A 19,278-nucleotide genomic window follows, 5' to 3' on the forward strand; every position below is an offset into this window, starting at 1 on the left:
AAAAAGCTAGATAGCCTCAAATTATGCTACAATAATGAGAGGCTTGTTTCAAGCAAGAAAAGGGGGAAGAATGGTGACACAACATGATCAAGAGGCTGCTGTTAAAGAGCATATTCGCAATAAGCTGGCACTTCTTCCTGATCGGCCAGGCTGTTACTTAATGAAGAACAGTGAAGATGTGATCATCTATGTTGGAAAAGCGAAGGTGCTTAAAAATCGCGTTCGCTCGTACTTTACAGGAAGTCACAATGCTAAAACTCAAAAGCTCGTCAGTGAAATCGTGGACTTCGAGTTTTTTATAACCGATAGTAATATGGAGGCGCTCATTCTTGAGTGTAATCTGATAAAGCTTCATAATCCTAGATACAATGTACTGCTAAAGGACGATAAAACGTTCCCGTACATCAAAATTACGAATGAAAAGCATCCGAAGCTGGAGATCACCCGTCGTGTGACTAAGGATAAAGCGAAGTATTTTGGCCCGTATCCGAATGCATATGCGGCGCAGCAGACGAAAAAGCTGCTGGATCGGCTCTATCCGCTTCGCAAATGCGGCAAGCTGCCGGACAAGGTTTGCTTATATTATCATATCGGGCAATGCTTGGCTCCTTGTGAGTATCCGGTTGAGCAATCACAGTATGAGCAGATGATTCATGAGATTACTAGATTTCTTAACGGTGGTGAGGATTCCGTAAGACAGGAGCTTCAGCGCAAGATGGAAGAAGCAGCAGAAAAGCTGGAGTTTGAGAAAGCGACGGAATATCGTGATCAAATTACGGCGATCGATACGATTATGCAGAAGCAAAAAATAACGCTGAACGATGCAATGGATCGAGATATATTTGGCTATGCAGTCGACAAGGGCTGGATGAGTGTTCAAATTCTATATATGCGCAAAGGGAAGCTCATTGAGCGTCATGGGACGGCCTTTCCGTACTATGGCGAGGAATACGATGATTTCATAAGCTTCGTTACGCAGTATTATAGCGACAATCCAGCGCTGCCACGTCAAATCCTGCTGCCGATTCCTAGCAATGACAGCAGCATGAGTGCTGAAGAGGTTACATCATGGCTGCATGAATGGCTAAAGGTGAAGGTCGTTATTCCACAGCGCGGACAAAAAAGTGAAATTGTATCGATGGCGACACAAAATGCGCAAAATGTACTGGATGAGAAGTTCAGGCTTATTGAGCGTGAGCAGGAACGCAGTGTCGTTGCTGCTAGGCAGCTTGGCGCAGCATTAGGGCTTGAGCATTTGCATCGCATTGAAGCGTTTGATAACTCGAATATCCAAGGCAGTAACCCCGTTTCTGCGATGGTTGTGTTTACAGATGGGAAGCCGGATCGAAGAGAGTATCGTAAATACAAAGTTAAAGGGATCGAAGGCCCAGACGATTATGGTACGATGCGCGAGGTCGTAAGAAGACGTTACGAGCGTGTATTGAAGGAAGGCTTGCCGCTTCCAGATCTTATCATCGTCGATGGAGGAAAAGGCCAGATCTCAGCGGCAACAGAAATTTTGCAGGATGAGCTTAATTTATATATCCCTGTATGTGGACTTGTTAAAGATGAAAAGCATCGTACGGCAGAGCTGATGGGGGGAGATCCGCCACAAATTGTGCCGCTCATGCGTGATAGTCAGGAGTTTTATTTGCTGCAGCGTATTCAGGATGAGGTGCATCGCTTCGCAATAACGTTCCATCGTCAGCAGAGAGCAAAGTCGATGGTCGAATCGAAGCTGGACAGCATACCTGGCATTGGGGAAAAACGGCGTAATCAGCTGCTTAAACATTTTGGCTCGCTGAAAAAAATAAAAGAGGCTAAAGTCGAAGACTTTAAGCCTCTGTCAATCGGAGAAAAGCTTGCAAGTACTATTCTTGCGGCGCTACAGGAGGATACGGAGGAGCATTAGTCTCCTTCGTGTCCTTTTTTCGTCCATGCAGCCATCTAATAATACCAGCGATAATGACTGGAAGTACAAGGAAGAAGCTAGCTGAGATCATATCTGCAGCTGTGCCGCTCACATACATGGAGATGCTAATTAAGATTGTATTGAATACAGCATGCATGAACATGCCTGTAATAAATCCGAATCGAATCATTACCCATGTAAACATATACCCGATGATGAGCAATTCAATGACTCTTGTTGATGCCGGGTATAGCGGATAGAGCGTATGCCCTGCTGCCCAAACCAGAGTAGGAATAAACGCTGCAATCCAAGTGTTTTTGAACCAGCGTCGGAATAAGCCGACACCGAATAGTCGGAAAATAACCTCTTCAGTAATCGCTGCAAACCAAGCGATTAATGGGAACAGCCAGCTATACTCGAAATTAAGCAATGACTGGGAAGTATCGTTAGCTGACCAAGTGCCAAGAAGATTCGTAAGCAACAAGAAGATGATGGTTTGCACGCCAAGTGCAATGATGGCCGTCAAATAGCCCATCTTCATTGAATCCCACACATGCTTGCCATAATTCGCCTCCCTGAATCGAGGCCACAGATTAAAGCCCTGTGCTCGCCATAGACCATCACCAGCTACAAATGAGAAGTAGTAGCTGACTGCACCTAAAATAATCGTTATGATTGTAACAATGATCGTAAAGAATAGTAAGAATCCTGAATCAGACAACATTTGTCCTTCTAGACCCAACTGAGAATTCATCAAGCCGGCATTAACGATGATGCCAATGATTGATGCAATAATCGTCAGTACAATACCATATTTGAATGATGTATGCTGGCGATAGATGATCGCATAGATGATAGCAAGGATGCCGAGTACGAACGACATAAAGGTATAGACCGCGAAGGTCCATATGTTAGCGTACAGATCCTGCTTGTCGATGAGCTCGGTATAATCCCCCGGCAGCATAAACTCAGTTACCATACGGTTAACGATAATAGAACCATTATATTCGATAACGCTGGCATCGAGCTGCATCACCGCATCTTTAATAACAAACTGATCATTAGATACATAATAACCTATCGTCGTTCGATTACCTGCATCGAACAAATCTAGACTTTCAACTTGCTCATAAGTATCAATGTAGGTTTCCTCAGTCAACGGGAAATTTCTCTGCTCAAGCTCAGCATAGATTGCCTGATGGGCTGTCTGCTCATCGACAAGCTGTTGATTAGCGTATGTAAAATCCCAACCGACAACCTCGCCGGTATATAGGTTTAAGAAAACAGAACCTAAGAGCAGCTCATCGCCAACGGTTCTTACATTGACTCGATATTGATCGATCGGTAAAAATTCCTCAAACGTTTTTTTATGCGATTCTTCTAGCTTATATTTCGCTAGATAACCGGTATAGTCCTTATCAGAGTCATGGTAGGCTTCAGCTTTATCAACTAAAAAGCCGGTGCGATCATTTACAAATGCAGTTGCAGTTTCGATTGCTTTCTCTTTGCTAATCGGTCGTTGTGATGTCGTCTCATATGAAAGAGTAGGTAGAAATTGCATAAGTACGAAAACGACCGCAGAGATTAGGGCAGCAATACATGCGACCCGCCAAGCCTTCGAAGAAATTGGATTAATCATACTTCACCTCTTCAATTGATGTCCTTCCTAGTATACCGCACAGACAAAGCCTAAACAACGCTCGCAGATTATGCTAAAGCCGTGCACAGGAGATATGACAGCTCGATGCTGTTCTATATATTGTAATATTAGGAAGCTTTAGTATATATTACGATTGTTTTTGGTAATGGGTTGCAATTTCATATATACAGCTGCGAACGGCAGCATCTAAGCTTTTCGGATCAGCATGAATTAATGATGTCGAGCGCTTTGTTGCTTCCAGCTCTGGTATATGATACGTTACGAGATCATTCACAGTAACAAGCTGAGGACGAAGATAGGATTTGGGTAATAAAGCACCTGCCCGGAATGTATGGAGCAGACGCAGAATGGCTTCAAATGAATCGATCTCCATCCGTATTTCTGGAGACAAATGATATTGCTCGAACAGCTCATCGGTAAGCAGACGATACCAAGTCCCCTTAGAAAACAAGATCATTGGAATATGATTGAGATCACTCAAACTAATATGATGAGCTTCATCCTCTGCAAGCGTACGAGGCAGCGCAAGGATAAGGTGATCATCAAACAATGGCGTACAGTGAACCGAAGGATCGTGTAGCCGAGAGGCGATCACGGCGATATCGACCTTATGCTCCCTTACATAATTAACAATTTCATGTGTCTTTCCTGTGACGGCATTGATATCAATTTCAGGATGAGACTCCCGGAGCAGTGTAATTAAATCAGGAAGTGTCGATTGCAGCGTCGTTAAGCTCGCTCCAATCGTAACCGAGCTCCTGCCTGTTTCCTTGAACTCTGCAACGGTATTCATGAATTGCCGGTGAAGCCGCTCACCTTCAGCCGCGTAATCATAGGTAAGCTGCCCAATGCGGGTAAGCTCCAGGCGTTTACCGACACGCCTGAACAGCGGTGCGCCTATATCCTGCTCAAGCTTAGCAATTTTGCGAGAGAGCGCAGGCTGTGATAAATTTAATAGCTGAGCTGCCTTATTCATGCTTGATTGCTCTACAATACATTTGAAAATGAGGTATGCTTCGTTCATGGCTTCTCCTTATACTAAAAAGTTATAAGTATTAATAATAAATATGCAGTTCCATTATAAGCGAAAGTGGAGTAGGATTAAAGTATGGCAGAAATGTGTCGACTGTAGTCTGCGCAGCAGAATACAAGTTGACGAGATGTGGTGCGTGGAGTACAATTTGAATGGTTTTATGGAGTTGGATAAGTAAGCACTTACAGTTTGAAAGGAGAAAACAAAAAGATGAAGGGAAATAGCTATTTCTCTCGCAAGCTGCACTCTTTAGTGGGGATTATTCCACTAGGCGGTTTTTTCATCGTGCATGCATTGACGAATTTCCAAGCTTTCGAGCGAGGACCTGAAGGGTTTCAAAATGGGGTTAAATTAATCAATAGCTTGCCGCTATTGCCAGTCCTGGAATTCATCTTGATCTACATCCCATTGCTGTTCCATGGCATATATGGTTTATATGTAGCGTTTCAATCGAATTCTAATCTAGGACGCTTTAAGTATGGACGAAATTGGGCATTTACCGCTCAGCGTATTACCGGTGTCATTACGTTCGTCTTTGTATTCTGGCATGTGTATCAAACTCGATTCCAAGTGTACATCGGCAATATTTCACATGAAGAGCTTGGCTCTACGATGCATAAGATTGCTACCGATCCACTGATTTTTGTGCTTTATCTGATCGGTGTCCTTGCTGCAACCTTCCACTTTGCTAACGGCCTATGGGCATTCCTCATTAGCTGGGGCATTACAGTAGGAGAAAGAGCGCAGCGTATTTCTTCTAAAATTTGTATGGGTGTATTTGTTGTAGTAGCAGTGTTGTTTATTTTGTCCCTTGTTGGGTTTAGAGGCAATGAGTTCAAAGAAGTGGCAGATGCCGTCATGGCAGTGCGCTCAATTCTTTAGTATAGAACAAGGAGCGATTTCTAATGGCTAAAAATAAAATTATTGTTGTCGGAGGCGGACTGGCAGGTCTTATGGCTACTGTTAAAGCTGCCGAAGCCGGCACGCACGTCGACTTGTTTTCACTCGTTCCCGTTAAGCGCTCTCACTCCGTTTGTGCTCAAGGCGGTATTAACGGTGCTGTAAATACGAAGGGTGAAGGCGACTCTCCGTGGGAGCATTTTGATGATACAGTTTATGGAGGCGATTTCCTAGCGAACCAGCCGCCAGTTAAAGCAATGTGTGAAGCAGCACCTGGTATTATCCATCTGATGGACCGTATGGGTGTAATGTTCAGCCGTACATCTGAGGGCTTGCTAGACTTCCGCCGCTTTGGAGGAACGAAGCATCACCGTACGGCTTTCGCAGGTGCAACAACAGGGCAGCAGCTGCTTTATGCACTAGATGAGCAGGTTCGTCGCTGGGAAGCAGCAGGACTTGTTACAAAGTATGAGCATTGGGAGTTTCTAGGTGCGGTCATCGATGATGATGGCGTATGCCGCGGAATTGCTGCTCAGGATCTACGTTCGATGGAAGTTCAGACGATGCGTGGTGACGCAGTTATTCTAGCTTCCGGTGGTCCTGGTATTATTTTCGGTAAAACAACAAACTCCGTTATTAATACAGGTACGGCAGCAAGTGCTGTGTACCAGCAAGGTGTTAAGTACGCGAATGGTGAATTCATTCAGATCCATCCAACAGCGATCCCAGGGGACGACAAGCTTCGCTTGATGAGTGAGTCAGCACGTGGTGAGGGCGGACGCATCTGGACATATAAAGATGGTAAGCCATGGTACTTCCTAGAGGAAAAATATCCAGCTTACGGAAACCTTGTACCACGCGATATTGCAACGCGTGAAATTTTCAGCGTCTGCGTCGATCAGAAGCTTGGAATTAATGGCGAGAACATGGTCTACCTTGATCTATCTCATAAAGACCCGAAAGAGCTTGATGTTAAGCTTGGCGGTATCATTGAAATCTATGAGAAGTTCATGGGCGATGACCCTCGCAAAATTCCGATGAAAATATTCCCTGCTGTTCATTACTCTATGGGCGGAATGTGGGTTGACTACAATCAGATGACGAACATCCCTGGTCTTTTTGCTGCAGGGGAATGTGATTATCAATATCATGGTGCAAACCGTCTTGGCGCAAACTCCTTGCTATCAGCTATCTATGGAGGAATGGTAGCCGGACCAAAAGCAGTCGAGTACATTAAAGGCTTGAGTAAATCTGCTGAAGATGTTTCATCCTCTGTATTTGAGCGTGCGACTAAAGAGCACCAAGCAAAATACGATCGTATTCTTGGCATGAACGGCACAGAAAATGCGTATGTGCTTCATAAAGAGCTTGGAGAATGGATGACGAACAATATGACGGTTGTTCGCTTTAATGACAAGCTGCAAGAGACGATTCATAAGATTAAAGAGCTGAAGCAGCGTTATAACAATATTAATATTAACGATACAGCGCAATGGAACAACGCAGGTGTTGCGTTCACTCGTCAGCTATGGAATATGCTTGAGCTGTCCGAGGCAATGACGCTTGGCGCGTTAATGCGTGATGAGTCACGCGGTGCGCACTACAAGCCTGACTTCCCTGAGCGTAATGATGAGCAGTTCCTAAAAACAACGATTGCAGATTGGACTGCAGAAGGTCCAAAAATTTCTTATGAGGATGTTGACGTTAGCTTGATTCCTCCTCGTAAACGCGATTATACATCGGACAAAAAGAAAGGAGAATAACGATGGCTGAAAGTACAGTAGCAAGCAAAACGGTTACATTTATTATTACCCGTCAAGATAAGCCGGACTCAGAAGCCTATACCGAAACGTTTTCTATTCCGTATCGTCCGAATATGAACGTCATAAGTGCACTGATGGAAATACAGCGAAACCCGGTTACAGCTGAAGGCAAAAAGACAACACCAGTTGTTTGGGATTCTAACTGCCTGGAAGAGGTTTGTGGTGCTTGCTCGATGGTCATTAACGGTAAACCACGCCAAGCGTGTAGCGCGTTGGTCGATCAGCTGGAGCAGCCGATTAGACTTCAACCTATGCGCACTTTCCCAGTCGTTCGCGACCTTGTTATTAATCGTGAGCGTATGTTCGCTGCATTGAAAAAAGTAAAGGCATGGATTCCAATTGACGGAACCTACGATCTTGGCCCTGGACCACGTATGGCAGAATCCAAGCGTCAATGGGCATATGAGTTATCGAAATGCATGACCTGCGGTGTATGCTTAGAAGCATGCCCGAATGTTAATGATCGTAACAGCTTTATCGGTCCGGCAGCAATCTCCCAAGTTCGCTTGTTCAATGCTCATCCAACAGGTGAGATGAATCAGGATGAGCGCTTGGCTGCATTGATGGAGGATGGCGGGATTGAAGGCTGCGGTAACTCACAAAACTGCGTACGTTCTTGCCCGAAAGGCATTCCTCTTACGACTTCGATCGCTGCGATGAATCGCGATACGACGAAGCTATTATTCAAAAAATGGCTTGGTGTCTAAATACGAAATAAGCTATTAGTCAAGATTTTGTTATTGTTAGCGTCAGAGTAGTTACCTATTCTGACGCTTTTTTTATGGACCAGCTTATGATTTTATCAGTTTGTTAATAGTGATAATCATTATCAATTACTTTACAATCAATATTATCGAAAGCTGATGGTTCTGTCAATGGCTTCGAATAAATTTGATTATTCGAGTGTAATGAAAATCACATGCAAAGCTGTAGTGCTATGGTAAGCTAAGCTTTGAATGATGCCAGTTTTAATGAACATACTACAACAATTATATGTCGATGCTTGAGGTGATGCTTGTGAGTTTAGATATGGTGTTAACGCTAGCTATACTAGCGATTGCATCATTACTGTTTGTAAGTGGGCGAGTAAGATCGGATCTAGTTGCAGTCGGTGCCTTAACGCTGCTAGTTATGCTTGGAATATTAACGACCAATGAAGCATTATCAGGCTTCTCAAACTCTGTCGTTATTATGATGATCGGCTTATTTGTCGTGGGAGGAGCTATTTTTCAAACGGGTCTTGCTAAAGTAGTTAGTGGCAAGCTCCTTAGGCTGTCGGGCAATCATGAAACGAGACTGCTGTTAACTGTCATGCTGTCAGCATCGTTCATTGGTGCATTTGTCAGTAACACGGGTACAGTCGCTGTCATGCTGCCTATTGTAGTAAGCTTAGCGGCTAGCACAGGCGTGCATCCTGGCCGATTACTCATGCCACTAGCTTTTGCAAGCAGCCTGGGAGGCATGCTTACACTGATCGGGACACCGCCTAATATGGTCATTAGTGAGACACTAGAGCAAGCGGGCTATGGTGCGCTTACTTTCTTCTCCTTTACTCCCATTGGATTGATTTGTTTAGCTGCGGGCACGATCCTTATCGCATTGTTCAGCAAGCTGCTAAACAGAAAAGATAAGCGCAACAGCTCTAAACGTCAACACCAGCGCTCTCTGGAGGAGCTGGCGAAGCAATATAGTCTAGGTAATAATTTATATCGATTGAAGGTTAATGAGGGTTCTACAATTGTAAATATGACCCTTAAGCAATTATCCGTAGCAAGCCAATTCCATGTACATATCCACGAAGTGAGACGCCGACAATCGAATAAGAATCCTTTCTTGAAGACGATTAATACAGAGCTCGCAGGTCCTAACACTACTTTTCATACAGAGGATGTCATATATGCAGCTGGAGATTACGAGCATATCGTTGAATTCTGTGAAGCTTATCAATTAATGTTAATGAGTGAGGAGGCAGTAGAGAAGAAGGAAGGTGCGAAGCTGGAGGATCTGGCAAATTCACAGATCGGCATTGCAGAGGTGCTTATTCCTTCAAACTCTAAGCATATTAACCAGCTCGTTAAGCATTCCGGCTTCCGTGAAAATTATAGCGTGAATATTTTAGGTATTCAGCGTAAAGGCGTTTATTTGCTGCGTGAGCTAAAGGAAGAGCGGATGAGGGCAGGTGATGCACTGCTTATTCAAGGGGAATGGAAGCATATATCAAGACTTGCGTTAGAGCATGAGGATGTTGTTGTCGTAGGTCAGCCAGCTGATGCCGCTGCTACGATGCCATTGCGTCATAAAGCACCAATAGCAGCCGCTATTATGGTATTGATGATTGCTGCTATGATTATTAATGTCGTGCCTGCAGTCGTCTGCGTCATGGTTGCAGCGATTCTAATGGTTGCAACAGGCTGCTTGCCTAATATGGAGGCTGCCTATAAAACGGTAAATTGGGAAAGCATCGTTCTCATAGGTGCGATGATCCCCATGTCTACAGCAATCGAAAAAACAGGTGCAGCAGCGATGATCTCTGAGGGACTTGTTCAAAGCATAGGAGGGTTTGGGCCGCTCGCGCTATTGGCTGGGATCTACTTTGCAACCTCGTTTATGACGTTATTCATTAGCAATACGGCATGCGCCGTTTTATTTGCACCTATTGCGTTAGCTGCTGCTATATCTATGGGCGTTAGCCCTATACCATATTTATTTGCGGTATCGATTGGTGCAAGCATGTGCTTTGCAGTGCCTTTCTCAACCCCACCTAACGCACTCGTTATGGCAGCAGGGCGCTATAAATTTCTCGATTATGTTAAAGTAGGACTTCCTGTGCAGGTGCTGCTAGGTATTGTAATGGTTATTGCTCTACCCTTTGTATTTCCACTCTAAACAAGTAGAGCGATAGACGGATGCTAAGCATTCATCTATCGCTCTATTGATTTAATCTATCCATTTTTCAGCCCATTCTTGAATTGAGCAGATGACTGGCTCGAGCGCGAGGCCCTTTTCAGTTAGTTCATACTCAATACGCACTGGCATTTCAGGATACACATTACGCTTAACAATTCCTACACATTCCAGCTCTTTCATACGATCAGTGAGCATTTTATCGCTCATTTCTGGAATTTGCTCCTTAATGTCCTTGAAGCGTTTCGATCCACCGAGTAGTACGTGAATGATTTTTCCTGTCCACTTTTTCCCAAGAATATCTGTGGCTGATTCAAATCTTGGACACATAATGGAATAGTCCATTCGAATCACCTTCCTTTGCTTTATTGTACCATAACTACTTAAAAAAAGTAAGTACACATAAAGTTGCAATTTTAATGAATAATCATTCAAGTTCGATAGATCTCAATTTCTAGGAGATAAAAAACATACGTACAACATCATGTGAATGTATGGAAGCGATTGGTGTTAGACGAACTGGGATACAGCGATTATACTAATACCAAGTACATAGTGCATAAGACCTTCATTCTGTATTAAGCACTTAGTATGGAGTGAAACAGCAGAGCGAAGAGGTGGAAAGTTTGCATGATGCATTAATAAAAAGACATCTTGCTCCACTATTGTTAATGTGTGGGGTGTTTGTTGTCGGGATTTCTGTTCTTATTATGAACTGGATCGAGCCGAAAGATACTTACCCCATCGCAATTAAAGGGGAGCTGGATGCAACAGGCTGGGATTTTTCGCAGCAAGGAGTTATTCCGTTAGCTGGGAATGGGAATTCTACCCTGATGTCCTGCTCGAGCCTAATCATTTTACTCAATCAAAGACTGGACCAATGCAATGGGTAAAGGTTCCCAGTAATTTTTCTGAGCTGTCGAATGATGGACAGACAGCGGCTGGCACGTATCGACTGTTTATTCAAATCGAAGAAGAGGCCTCTTACAGTCTTCGAATGAAGAAGGTCAGACTCTCTAGTCATATCTTTATCAATGGTGAGGATAAGGGAGGCCATGGTACACCCGCAACTCAAGCAGATACCTTCCAAGCAAGCAATCAGCCTATCATTGCGATGACTGAAGCTCAACCAGGCTCCATTGAGCTCATTATTCAAGTTGCTAGCTTTAATAATGTAGAGGGCGGAATTGTTCAATCCCCCGAGTTTGGGCTAACAGAGGACGTGTTCGCACGACAGGATATTTCTCGCTTGCTAGATATGTCGTTAATTACAGCATTATTTATGTTTGGCTTATATTATGTTGGAATGTTCAGACATTGGCGGAGAGAACCGCACTTAAAATATTTCAGCTATTTTTGTATTACACTAGGACTGTTTTTTTGCTTTGATAATGAAATATTGATTCTTAGTTTATTCCCTTCTTTATCGTTTTATTGGCTCCAGAAGATTCTATTTATTGGTCCAGCACTTACGATCTTTTTCTATGGCCAATATGTTCTAAGCTACTTGCACAAAACAAACTTAAAGTTTTCCAAAGTAACGTCATGGATTATTACGGTCTATCTTTTCATTGAACTTCTCATACCTAATCATATGCTCGTTGATTATTTGATCGTACACGTACTGCTCGCTTCAGTATATTTATGCACGCTATTAATCGTCATATTTAGAAATCGAGAACGAGGTGTTCAAGGCAAGGGCTTTTTGCTGCTTGGCTTTCTCGCTCTGATTGCGATGTGGGTATTCGCTCAGTTCCGCTATCAAATGGCGCTCGATACTCCGTATTATATGATCTTCTCTCCGCTCATGCTTGTATTGTCTCAAGCGCTTCTAATGGCGGACAGGCTCCATGAATCCTATCTTCATAATGAAAGAATGAATCAACAGCTGGTCGCATTTGATCGTCAAAAGGATGAGTTTTTAGCGAAAACCTCCCACGAGCTCAGAACACCACTGCACGGAATAATTAATTTAACGCAAATTATGCTAGATGACGAGAGTTCTCAGCACATATTGCCACCCAAGCATTTGGAGAATATTCGATTCGTTCATGCGATTGGTAATAGACTTGCCGGATTAGTGCATGATGTGCTTGATCTAAATAAAATTAGATATGGACAATTGAAGCTCAATGTAAAGCCAGTAGATCTGGCAATGACCGTCGATTTCGTTGTTCAGACCTTATCTGTTGTTATTGATAAGCCAGGTGTCACGATTGTTAACGATATGCCTGAGGGAATCCCGTATGTAAGAGCCGATGAGGATCGATTACAGCAGATTCTTTATAATCTAATCGAGAACGGGCTGAAGTTTACAGAGAAAGGGATTATCCGGATTCAAGCAGAAGTGGTCGGTGAAAAGATCAAGGTTTCAGTCTCCGATACCGGAATTGGTATTTCGGAGGAACGACTAAAGCATCTGTTCGAACCATTTACAACTTATGATGAGCATGATGGTTGGATTAGTGGACTAGGGTTAGGGTTAACAATTGTCAAGGAGCTCATTGATCAGCAGCAAGGCAGACTAGAGGTAACGTCAACAGCTGGATTAGGCACTACGTTTACATTTACTCTACCACTAGCAACAGCTAATGATAAGCCGCAGATAGATTCAAGTGATAAGCAGCCAGTATTCGTTGATCATGTTGCAGCTGGAGCTGAAGATGCAGTACTTGAGCAAGCTTCCGATATACATGTCTATATCGTTGATGACGAGCCAGTAAATCGCAAAATACTCATACATGTCGTTAGCTCGCTACAATTTCGATATACTGCGCTCAGCAGTGGTGACGAAGTGCTTACATTGTTAAAGGAAGGACCAGTTCCCGATCTAATTTTATTAGATCTAATGATGCCGGGTATATCAGGGCTTGAAGTGTGCAAGGAGATTCGTAAAACACATGGTATGGCTGAGCTGCCAGTATTAATGCTTACGGCATTTGGTCAGAAAAGAGACCTTTCGGCGGCATTTGCAGCAGGAGCTAACGATATTCTTCTGAAGCCGTTTGAAATGACCGAGTTGAAAGCTAGAATGCAATCTCTGCTTGCGATGAAGCAATCCTTTCAATTATCAATTCGAAAGGAAATTGATTTTTTACAGGCACAGATTACGCCGCATTTTTTATACAACAGCTTAAATGCTGTTGTGGGCTTGAGCTATACCGATACAGAGAAGCTGCGTGAATTAATCGTTAACCTAAGCACCTATCTACGTGCAAAATTCATGTTCTTATCGGAGAACGGGGTTATACCGTTTGAGCGTGAATTAGAGCTGATCGAAGCGTACCTAGCGATAGAGGTGGTTCGCTTTAGCGGCCAATTCCGTGTCGACTATGAGATTGAAGAAGGGTTTCATTGCATGCTCCCTCCATTAATATTGCAGCCTATTGTGGAAAACGCAGTGCGCCATGGCTTGGCGACGATAGCGACAGGAGGTCGAATCCTCATAAGTGCTTCTATGACGGAGCAGGGAGCTAAAATAGTCGTAGATGATAATGGAGCTGGGATGGAGACAGATCGCCTACGAGCTTTACAAGAAGGGCGAACGGGAAGAGTTGGCATGCAAAACGTTAATCGTAGACTGTTTATGATATATGGTCAAAAGCTCCAGATTGAGAGTGAGCTGGGAGTAGGTACTCGAGTAACTTTGTTAATAACGGAGGGTGGTACATGAAAGCAATAATCATTGATGATGAACAGATTGCACTTGATGTTATTGAGATTTTTTTAGGTGAAATCGGCGGAGTTACGGTTGTGGGAAAATATAAACGTGTTCGAGATGCACTAAATGATGCTGTCTCGCTACAGCCAGATCTCATCATTCTAGATATTGAAATGCCTGAGCAGAATGGCTTATCAGCTGCTGAGCGGCTCAAACAGAGCTGCCCAAGTGCGGAAATTATATTTGCAACTGCACATGCTAATTATGCAGTTGAGGCCTTTGACCGTGAAGCGTTGGCTTATCTTCTAAAGCCAGTGGACAAGCAGCGACTGGCAAAGGCGGTTGCGCGTGCTTCCATGCTGCTTACAGGTAAATCAACGGCCCTCGTTCAAGGCACGGAAGCTGCCCAAGCTGAACAGCTGAAACATGAAGACTCAACGGTTACCCCATTAAAACTAAAAACATTAGGTAGTCTGGAGCTCTATACAACGGATGGTAAGCTAATAAAGTGGAGAACGAAAAAAACGAAAGAACTATTTGCTTATCTATGGCATCATCAAGGAAATCCAGTATATAAATATGCGATTTTGGATGATCTGTGGCAAGAATACTCGGCTCAACAAGCACAGCGTCTGTTTCATACAACTGTATACTATTTACGCAGTATGTTTAAAGCAGAGGGCTATCCAGAGATTCTATCATACGGAGATGAACGATATTGGCTGAATCTATCCGTGTTATCTAGTGATATTGATCAGCTAGCCACTTTATCCAATGATCACAGCTTAGAGAGCAGAATCACTGATCTAAAATCTATCTTATCGTTGTATGGCGGAGATTACTTTGAAAAAGAGCATTATACCTGGGCTGTCTCTCGAAAAATGACGCTGCATACTGATTATGTGAATGTGTTGCTGCGTCTGAAGAAAATTTCCAGCAAAGAAGATCAAATCATGCTCCTCTATAAATTAATTGAGCTAGATTCGGATAACGAACGTTACTACGATGAGCTTACAAGCTGTCTGGAGGAACAAGGGGAGACGACAGGAGCAAAGCAAGTTCAGCGCATGAAGGAAGAGCTGCAATTAAGTTGAACTAAAGTTGATAATCCTCGCATGATGTTCAGAAATTGTTGAGTGGCTACATGCTATGATGTAATAAGACAAAACGCAGTATCGTGCAGTGACTGACGTGGAAATATCAATTACTCGGCAGCACTTGATGTTTCTTAGAAGTTAGTAGATCTTATATAAAAGCTTTAGATTTATGCTTATATATGCTTGCAACAGTGGTTTTTATAGAAGTTTAGCTGTGGTCTGTCGGAACGATTATCCGGCAGACCTGTTTTTTTAAATTTCGTTGAAATGATATGAAATGGCTATTGGAGTGATGAGATGATTTACGGTAAATCAATTGAAGAAGCGGGACAGTACGCAATTGACATGATTAAAGAGTTTATATCTTCTGATCGTATATTCATTATGTCTCATCTTAGAGATACATTCTCTATAATTAACGCGTACCCTCATGATAAAGCTACATCTGAATTTGAACAAATGAACGCGATAGACTCGCTTTGCCGCATAGTCATTGAAAGTAAAAAAGCAGTAAATCTTTCAAGCTTAGATAAAAATAAAGATGCTACACTTACAGGTTTAATGGGAGATAAAGCTATCTATTCATTCGTTGGTGTTCCGATCTTTAGCAAACGAGATATATATGGAGTAATATGCATTATTAGCACCACACCGGTTCAATATAATTATAGAGTTATAAAGCTATTAGAAGGAATGGCATTAATGTTAGGGTATATTGTCGAATTAAAATATGAGACATTGAAGGACGGGTTAACGGGCTTATATCAACGCAGCTATATCGATCATATCAGTCAACAATGGAACCTACGTGAAAAGAAACCACATTTATCGTTGATGTATATTGATATTGATAACTTCAAGCAAATAAATGACAGGTATGGTCATATTACTGGAGATGCAGTGCTTAAGTGCATTGCGAAGCGTTTTAAGCAAGTACTAGGCAGCGAGGCTGTTATTATCCGTATGGGTGGAGATGAATTCGTTGTCATGCTTGAAGCAACCGAGAGTGGAGCCGAAAAGCGAGCAGAGGATTTAGCAGAATCGCTGCTGGATGTAATGCGTAAGCCAATTCAGTCCGAGCGAGGCGTGGTTATAGCATCTATTAGCATAGGGATTTGCTGTGGATCTCTAGAGCAACTAACAATCGATGAGCTTATCCAAGAAGCAGATCTTGCTATGTATGGTGTAAAGCATAACGGAAAAGGAGCCTACAAGCTAACTGCCTGTAAGTGACAGGATAGCTTGTAGGCTCCTATAATATTTGTGGATTTATTTAACTATAAAGGTACTACAACTTCTTGACGGTTTTTATAGTACACCCAGCTCTTGTAACCGATGTCACGTAGTGTTTGGGCAACCTTATCAAAATCTTCACCGAATCGACGTGGAGTATGTGCATCAGAGCCAAATGAAATCTTAACACCAAAATGATAAGCACGTGCCAAAATATCATGAGATGGGTACCAACCGCCTGCATCCTTTGTTCCGCCTGACGTATTTACCTCGATCGCCACATTGCAGTCAGCGATAACCTTCAGTGTTTCATCAATTTTACTATGGGCAGGAATGTCAGAAAATTCAGGATAATAGCCTTTCATCGCATCGATATGCCCTAGTATATGGAATAACCCAGTTCGAGCTGACTGTGCAATGAGATCATAATACAGTTCCTTAATTTCGATTTTCTCGGCGTCAGTCTTGCCCTTCCAGCGGTTTTTATTAAATATGCTTACCCCGGAAACCTGATGAACGGAACCGATAATATAATCGAACGGTACGCTGTCTAGCGCTTTTTTATAGGTCTCAAAATGCTGTGGAAAGTAATCAGATTCAACGCCAAGCAATACATCAATCTTTCCCTCATATTTTTTCTTTAGCGCAAGAACCTCTTGTACATAATTAGGAAATTCACTCGTTGCCATAGCGATCCCAGGAAATGGCTGGTCCTCCTCATGCGCAAAGTATGGCGTATGATCGGAGATTCCAATAACCTGAAACCCTCTATCTATCGCTTCTTGAATGTATTGCTCAATGACGCCATCTGCATGCCCACAGCGAATATGATGGGTATGTAAATCGAATTTAACTGCGGTTTGGTTAGTCATATTCACTCACTCCTTATTTATTCTGCACTCATAAATTGATACTCGGGCATACCCTTTAGATCGTTTAGAAATTGCTGCATGGCAGAGCTTAAATAACGGCCAGATTTATATACTACACCAACGGGGTGTGTCGCCTGCAGCTCATCAACACGAATGGCCTTCAGCGTTCCTAGCTTTAATTCCTGCTCGATGGACAGCTTAGAAACGAATGCAGCTCCAAGATTGATCTCTACCATACGTTTTACCTCTTCACTGCTTGAGAGCTCCATCACGATATTCGGCTGTATGCGGTGATCTCGAAAGATTTGATCGACGAAGCGTCGACCAAGCGTATCAGGTGCTAGCATAATGATTGGAATATGCTGCAGCTGTTCTATCGTAATAAAATCATATCGACTTAAAGGATTTTCTGGAGCTACGATAAGCTGGAACGTATCATAATATAGGATAGAGGAGCTGATCGTTGTTGATTTTTCATATAGATAGGTTATCCCAATATCAACGTTTCCATGTTCGACGGCAGTCATTACTTGTGCCGATGGCATCGTATGAATTGTTGTCTTAATTAATGGATATTGATTTTGAAAATACGAGAGTACACGAGGCAGGATTTGAACTGCGATAGAGGCAGTTGTTCCTAATACAATATGGCCCTGAGGATTATCGTTGAGATCAGATAGCTTCTGTCTGAGCTCCTCGACGATGGCTAGCATACGTTCCGCATGCTCAAGAAAGACCTTTCCGTGGTCTGTCAGGGTAACAGGTTGATTTCGATCGATCAGAATCGTATTAAACTCTTCTTCCAAGCTTTTGATTTGTGCTGAGACGGCTGGTTGTGTTAAATTAAGCAGCTCGCCAGCTTTACGAAAGCTCATCGTTTTCGAAATTGTAAGTAAGGTTTCTAGCTGACTTATATTCAATTTCGTCAAACCTCCTTTTCGAATGGATTCATCCGATGAAGCTATTATTTATTATAACGAACTAATAGGATTTGGGCAAAGTACACGCAAAAAGGCAGCGGAGGAGTTTGCATTCCTCTCGCTGCCCATATAGCTATAGCCAGTCTTTTTTTCTGAAAATAAAATAAAGACCTATGCCGATAATTAGCATAATGCCAATCATCAGATCTCCACCATGCTCATAACTTAGTAACGGCAGATCATTAAAGTTCATTCCATAAATACCAGTAATAAAAGTTAGTGGCATGAATATGGTTGTTATGGCTGTAAATATACGCATAATTTCATTGGAACGAGCCGTCAATCCAGATTGATACGCCTCTCTAAGGTTCCCCATCAAATCTCGATACGTATCAAATGATTCTGAGATTTTAATTGCATTTTCGTATACGTCACTAAAATATTTTTGTAGCTGGTCATCTATTAATTTTAATTCTTTTTTAATTAATGTAGCGATGAGCTCCCTTTGAGGACCTAGCACCTTTTTTACCCACATTATTTCACTGCGCAGACCAATTATTTCACTTAAATGAGCTTTCTTTAGATGAACGAGCAATTCCTCTTCAAGCTCATCAATACGCTGTTCGATTCGATCGCCTACAGAAGCATAATTGTCTATAACAAGGTCAATTAAATGGTACAAAAACTGATCAGGTCGACTAGCCTCTTGCTCCCATAAAATAGGCTTGAGCGTTCTTAGCTCATTAATTTTTTGCTTTGTTATGGTAATAATGAAATGGGCGCCTAAAAACATATTTAATGCGCGTAAAAAGAATTCTTCGTCATCAAAACGAATACTGTTAATTACGATAAAATAATGATTTTCATAAATTTCTATTTTAGGACGTTGCTCTTCCTCATTTAAACAATCCTCAACTGCAAGATCATGCATATTGAATAAAGGCTGCAACGTAACAAGGTCATCGATACTGGCATCAATCCAATAGAAGCCTTCTTCAGGTGGGATCAAAGTTTTGTGTACGTCATCAATAATTGTAAAATTTCCAGAAATTACATGTCTAATTTTCATTGCGCTGTCTCCTCTCTCATCTCAGGAGCTGTTGAACAACTTACCTATTGGATGGAAGGCACATAAACAACATAGGAGTGTGTATGTGCAATGAAGAAATTTCCCCAATAAGTGCGCTTAGCTAGCAGCATCCATATGTCTACATCATCGGGGCACGGTCGGTCATCTCCCATTACGCCACACACTCCTTCGCA

The 19,278-nt window shown here is 42.6% G+C and carries 16 protein-coding genes; 9 read left to right on the forward strand and 7 right to left on the reverse strand.

From position 1 onward, the window contains the following. Positions 1–70: 70 nt before the first annotated feature. A complete protein-coding gene (gene uvrC, locus NSQ99_RS22585; protein ID WP_251668515.1) occupies positions 71–1,912 on the forward strand; it encodes an excinuclease ABC subunit UvrC in 1,842 nt (613 codons plus the stop codon). On the opposite strand, the gene NSQ99_RS22590 is transcribed toward uvrC, so the two are convergent. Next, the gene (locus NSQ99_RS22590; RefSeq protein ID WP_251668517.1) at positions 1,872–3,551 is read right to left on the reverse strand and encodes a CPBP family intramembrane glutamic endopeptidase; all 1,680 of its coding nucleotides are present in this window, start codon (positions 3,549–3,551) and stop codon (positions 1,872–1,874) included. The genes uvrC and NSQ99_RS22590 overlap by 41 nt on opposite strands. 148 nt (positions 3,552–3,699) lie before the next feature. After that, positions 3,700–4,596, reverse strand: a complete 897-nt coding sequence (locus NSQ99_RS22595; protein ID WP_251668520.1) for a LysR family transcriptional regulator — start codon at positions 4,594–4,596, stop codon at positions 3,700–3,702. Between the two features lie 219 nt (positions 4,597–4,815). On the opposite strand from NSQ99_RS22595, the gene NSQ99_RS22600 reads away from it, so the two are divergent. The 4 genes from NSQ99_RS22600 to NSQ99_RS22615 all read left to right on the forward strand — a co-directional run bounded on the left by NSQ99_RS22600 (position 4,816) and on the right by NSQ99_RS22615 (position 10,214). Further along, positions 4,816–5,487, forward strand: coding sequence for a succinate dehydrogenase cytochrome b558 subunit (locus tag NSQ99_RS22600; RefSeq protein ID WP_251668522.1), 672 nt, complete (start codon positions 4,816–4,818; stop codon positions 5,485–5,487). Between the two features lie 23 nt (positions 5,488–5,510). Then, positions 5,511–7,268 carry a succinate dehydrogenase flavoprotein subunit gene (sdhA, locus tag NSQ99_RS22605; protein ID WP_251668525.1) on the forward strand — a complete coding sequence of 586 codons (1,758 nt, stop codon included), beginning with the start codon at positions 5,511–5,513 and terminating at the stop codon, positions 7,266–7,268. Positions 7,269–7,270: 2 nt separating this feature from the next. After that, positions 7,271–8,035, forward strand: coding sequence for a succinate dehydrogenase iron-sulfur subunit (gene sdhB / locus NSQ99_RS22610; RefSeq protein ID WP_251668527.1), 765 nt, complete (start codon positions 7,271–7,273; stop codon positions 8,033–8,035). A gap of 310 nt (positions 8,036–8,345) precedes the next feature. Then, positions 8,346–10,214: an SLC13 family permease gene (locus tag NSQ99_RS22615; protein WP_340839183.1), complete on the forward strand. Its 1,869-nt coding sequence runs from the start codon at positions 8,346–8,348 to the stop codon at positions 10,212–10,214. A 51-nt stretch (positions 10,215–10,265) separates the two neighbouring features. Here NSQ99_RS22615 and NSQ99_RS22620 read toward each other — a convergent pair whose 3' ends face one another. Then, positions 10,266–10,577, reverse strand: a complete 312-nt coding sequence (locus NSQ99_RS22620; protein ID WP_251668531.1) for a winged helix-turn-helix transcriptional regulator — start codon at positions 10,575–10,577, stop codon at positions 10,266–10,268. A 272-nt stretch (positions 10,578–10,849) separates the two neighbouring features. Here NSQ99_RS22620 and NSQ99_RS22625 point away from each other — a divergent pair, with 272 nt between their 5' ends. The 4 genes from NSQ99_RS22625 to NSQ99_RS22640 all read left to right on the forward strand — a co-directional run bounded on the left by NSQ99_RS22625 (position 10,850) and on the right by NSQ99_RS22640 (position 16,223). Beyond that, a complete protein-coding gene (locus NSQ99_RS22625) occupies positions 10,850–11,125 on the forward strand; it encodes a hypothetical protein (RefSeq protein ID WP_340839184.1) in 276 nt (91 codons plus the stop codon). Beyond that, positions 11,113–13,905: a hybrid sensor histidine kinase/response regulator gene (locus tag NSQ99_RS22630; RefSeq protein WP_340839185.1), complete on the forward strand. Its 2,793-nt coding sequence runs from the start codon at positions 11,113–11,115 to the stop codon at positions 13,903–13,905. Before NSQ99_RS22625 ends, NSQ99_RS22630 begins: the two co-directional genes overlap by 13 nt. Continuing rightward, entirely contained in the window at positions 13,902–14,987 is a 1,086-nt protein-coding gene (locus NSQ99_RS22635) for a response regulator (protein WP_340839186.1), read from the forward strand. The genes NSQ99_RS22630 and NSQ99_RS22635 overlap by 4 nt, the downstream gene beginning before the upstream one ends. A gap of 300 nt (positions 14,988–15,287) precedes the next feature. Continuing rightward, entirely contained in the window at positions 15,288–16,223 is a 936-nt protein-coding gene (locus NSQ99_RS22640) for a sensor domain-containing diguanylate cyclase (protein ID WP_340839187.1), read from the forward strand. 44 nt (positions 16,224–16,267) lie between these two features. Here NSQ99_RS22640 and NSQ99_RS22645 read toward each other — a convergent pair whose 3' ends face one another. From NSQ99_RS22645 to NSQ99_RS22660, 4 genes are all read right to left on the reverse strand, one after another. Beyond that, the gene (locus tag NSQ99_RS22645; RefSeq protein WP_251668542.1) at positions 16,268–17,095 is read right to left on the reverse strand and encodes a histidinol-phosphatase; all 828 of its coding nucleotides are present in this window, start codon (positions 17,093–17,095) and stop codon (positions 16,268–16,270) included. A gap of 17 nt (positions 17,096–17,112) precedes the next feature. Then, complete coding sequence (locus tag NSQ99_RS22650; protein WP_251668545.1) at positions 17,113–18,015, reverse strand: LysR family transcriptional regulator; 903 nt, start codon at positions 18,013–18,015, stop codon at positions 17,113–17,115. Positions 18,016–18,148: 133 nt separating this feature from the next. Continuing rightward, positions 18,149–19,084, reverse strand: a complete 936-nt coding sequence (gene corA / locus NSQ99_RS22655; RefSeq protein WP_251668547.1) for a magnesium/cobalt transporter CorA — start codon at positions 19,082–19,084, stop codon at positions 18,149–18,151. A 44-nt stretch (positions 19,085–19,128) separates the two neighbouring features. After that, positions 19,129–19,257 (reverse strand): hypothetical protein, encoded by a 129-nt coding sequence (locus tag NSQ99_RS22660; protein WP_340839188.1) that lies wholly within the window; start codon positions 19,255–19,257, stop codon positions 19,129–19,131. Positions 19,258–19,278 lie beyond the last annotated feature (21 nt).

The organism is Paenibacillus sp. FSL W7-1287 (genome assembly GCF_038004245.1).
Taxonomy (GTDB): domain Bacteria; phylum Bacillota; class Bacilli; order Paenibacillales; family Paenibacillaceae; genus Pristimantibacillus; species Pristimantibacillus camelliae.

Excerpts from the sequence above, each read along its gene's own strand:
- NSQ99_RS22640 (WP_340839187.1), top strand. The coding sequence starts at position 15,288 with ATGATTTACGGTAAATCAATTGAAGAAGCGGGACAGTACGCAATTGAC.
- NSQ99_RS22590 (WP_251668517.1), bottom strand. The coding sequence starts at position 3,551 with ATGATTAATCCAATTTCTTCGAAGGCTTGGCGGGTCGCATGTATTGCT.
- sdhB (WP_251668527.1), top strand. The coding sequence starts at position 7,271 with ATGGCTGAAAGTACAGTAGCAAGCAAAACGGTTACATTTATTATTACC.
- corA (WP_251668547.1), bottom strand. The coding sequence starts at position 19,084 with ATGAAAATTAGACATGTAATTTCTGGAAATTTTACAATTATTGATGAC.
- NSQ99_RS22630 (WP_340839185.1), top strand. The coding sequence starts at position 11,113 with ATGCAATGGGTAAAGGTTCCCAGTAATTTTTCTGAGCTGTCGAATGAT.
- sdhA (WP_251668525.1), top strand. The coding sequence starts at position 5,511 with ATGGCTAAAAATAAAATTATTGTTGTCGGAGGCGGACTGGCAGGTCTT.
- NSQ99_RS22620 (WP_251668531.1), bottom strand. The coding sequence starts at position 10,577 with ATGGACTATTCCATTATGTGTCCAAGATTTGAATCAGCCACAGATATT.
- NSQ99_RS22635 (WP_340839186.1), top strand. The coding sequence starts at position 13,902 with ATGAAAGCAATAATCATTGATGATGAACAGATTGCACTTGATGTTATT.
- NSQ99_RS22595 (WP_251668520.1), bottom strand. The coding sequence starts at position 4,596 with ATGAACGAAGCATACCTCATTTTCAAATGTATTGTAGAGCAATCAAGC.
- NSQ99_RS22660 (WP_340839188.1), bottom strand. The coding sequence starts at position 19,257 with ATGGGAGATGACCGACCGTGCCCCGATGATGTAGACATATGGATGCTG.
- NSQ99_RS22600 (WP_251668522.1), top strand. The coding sequence starts at position 4,816 with ATGAAGGGAAATAGCTATTTCTCTCGCAAGCTGCACTCTTTAGTGGGG.
- uvrC (WP_251668515.1), top strand. The coding sequence starts at position 71 with ATGGTGACACAACATGATCAAGAGGCTGCTGTTAAAGAGCATATTCGC.
- NSQ99_RS22645 (WP_251668542.1), bottom strand. The coding sequence starts at position 17,095 with ATGACTAACCAAACCGCAGTTAAATTCGATTTACATACCCATCATATT.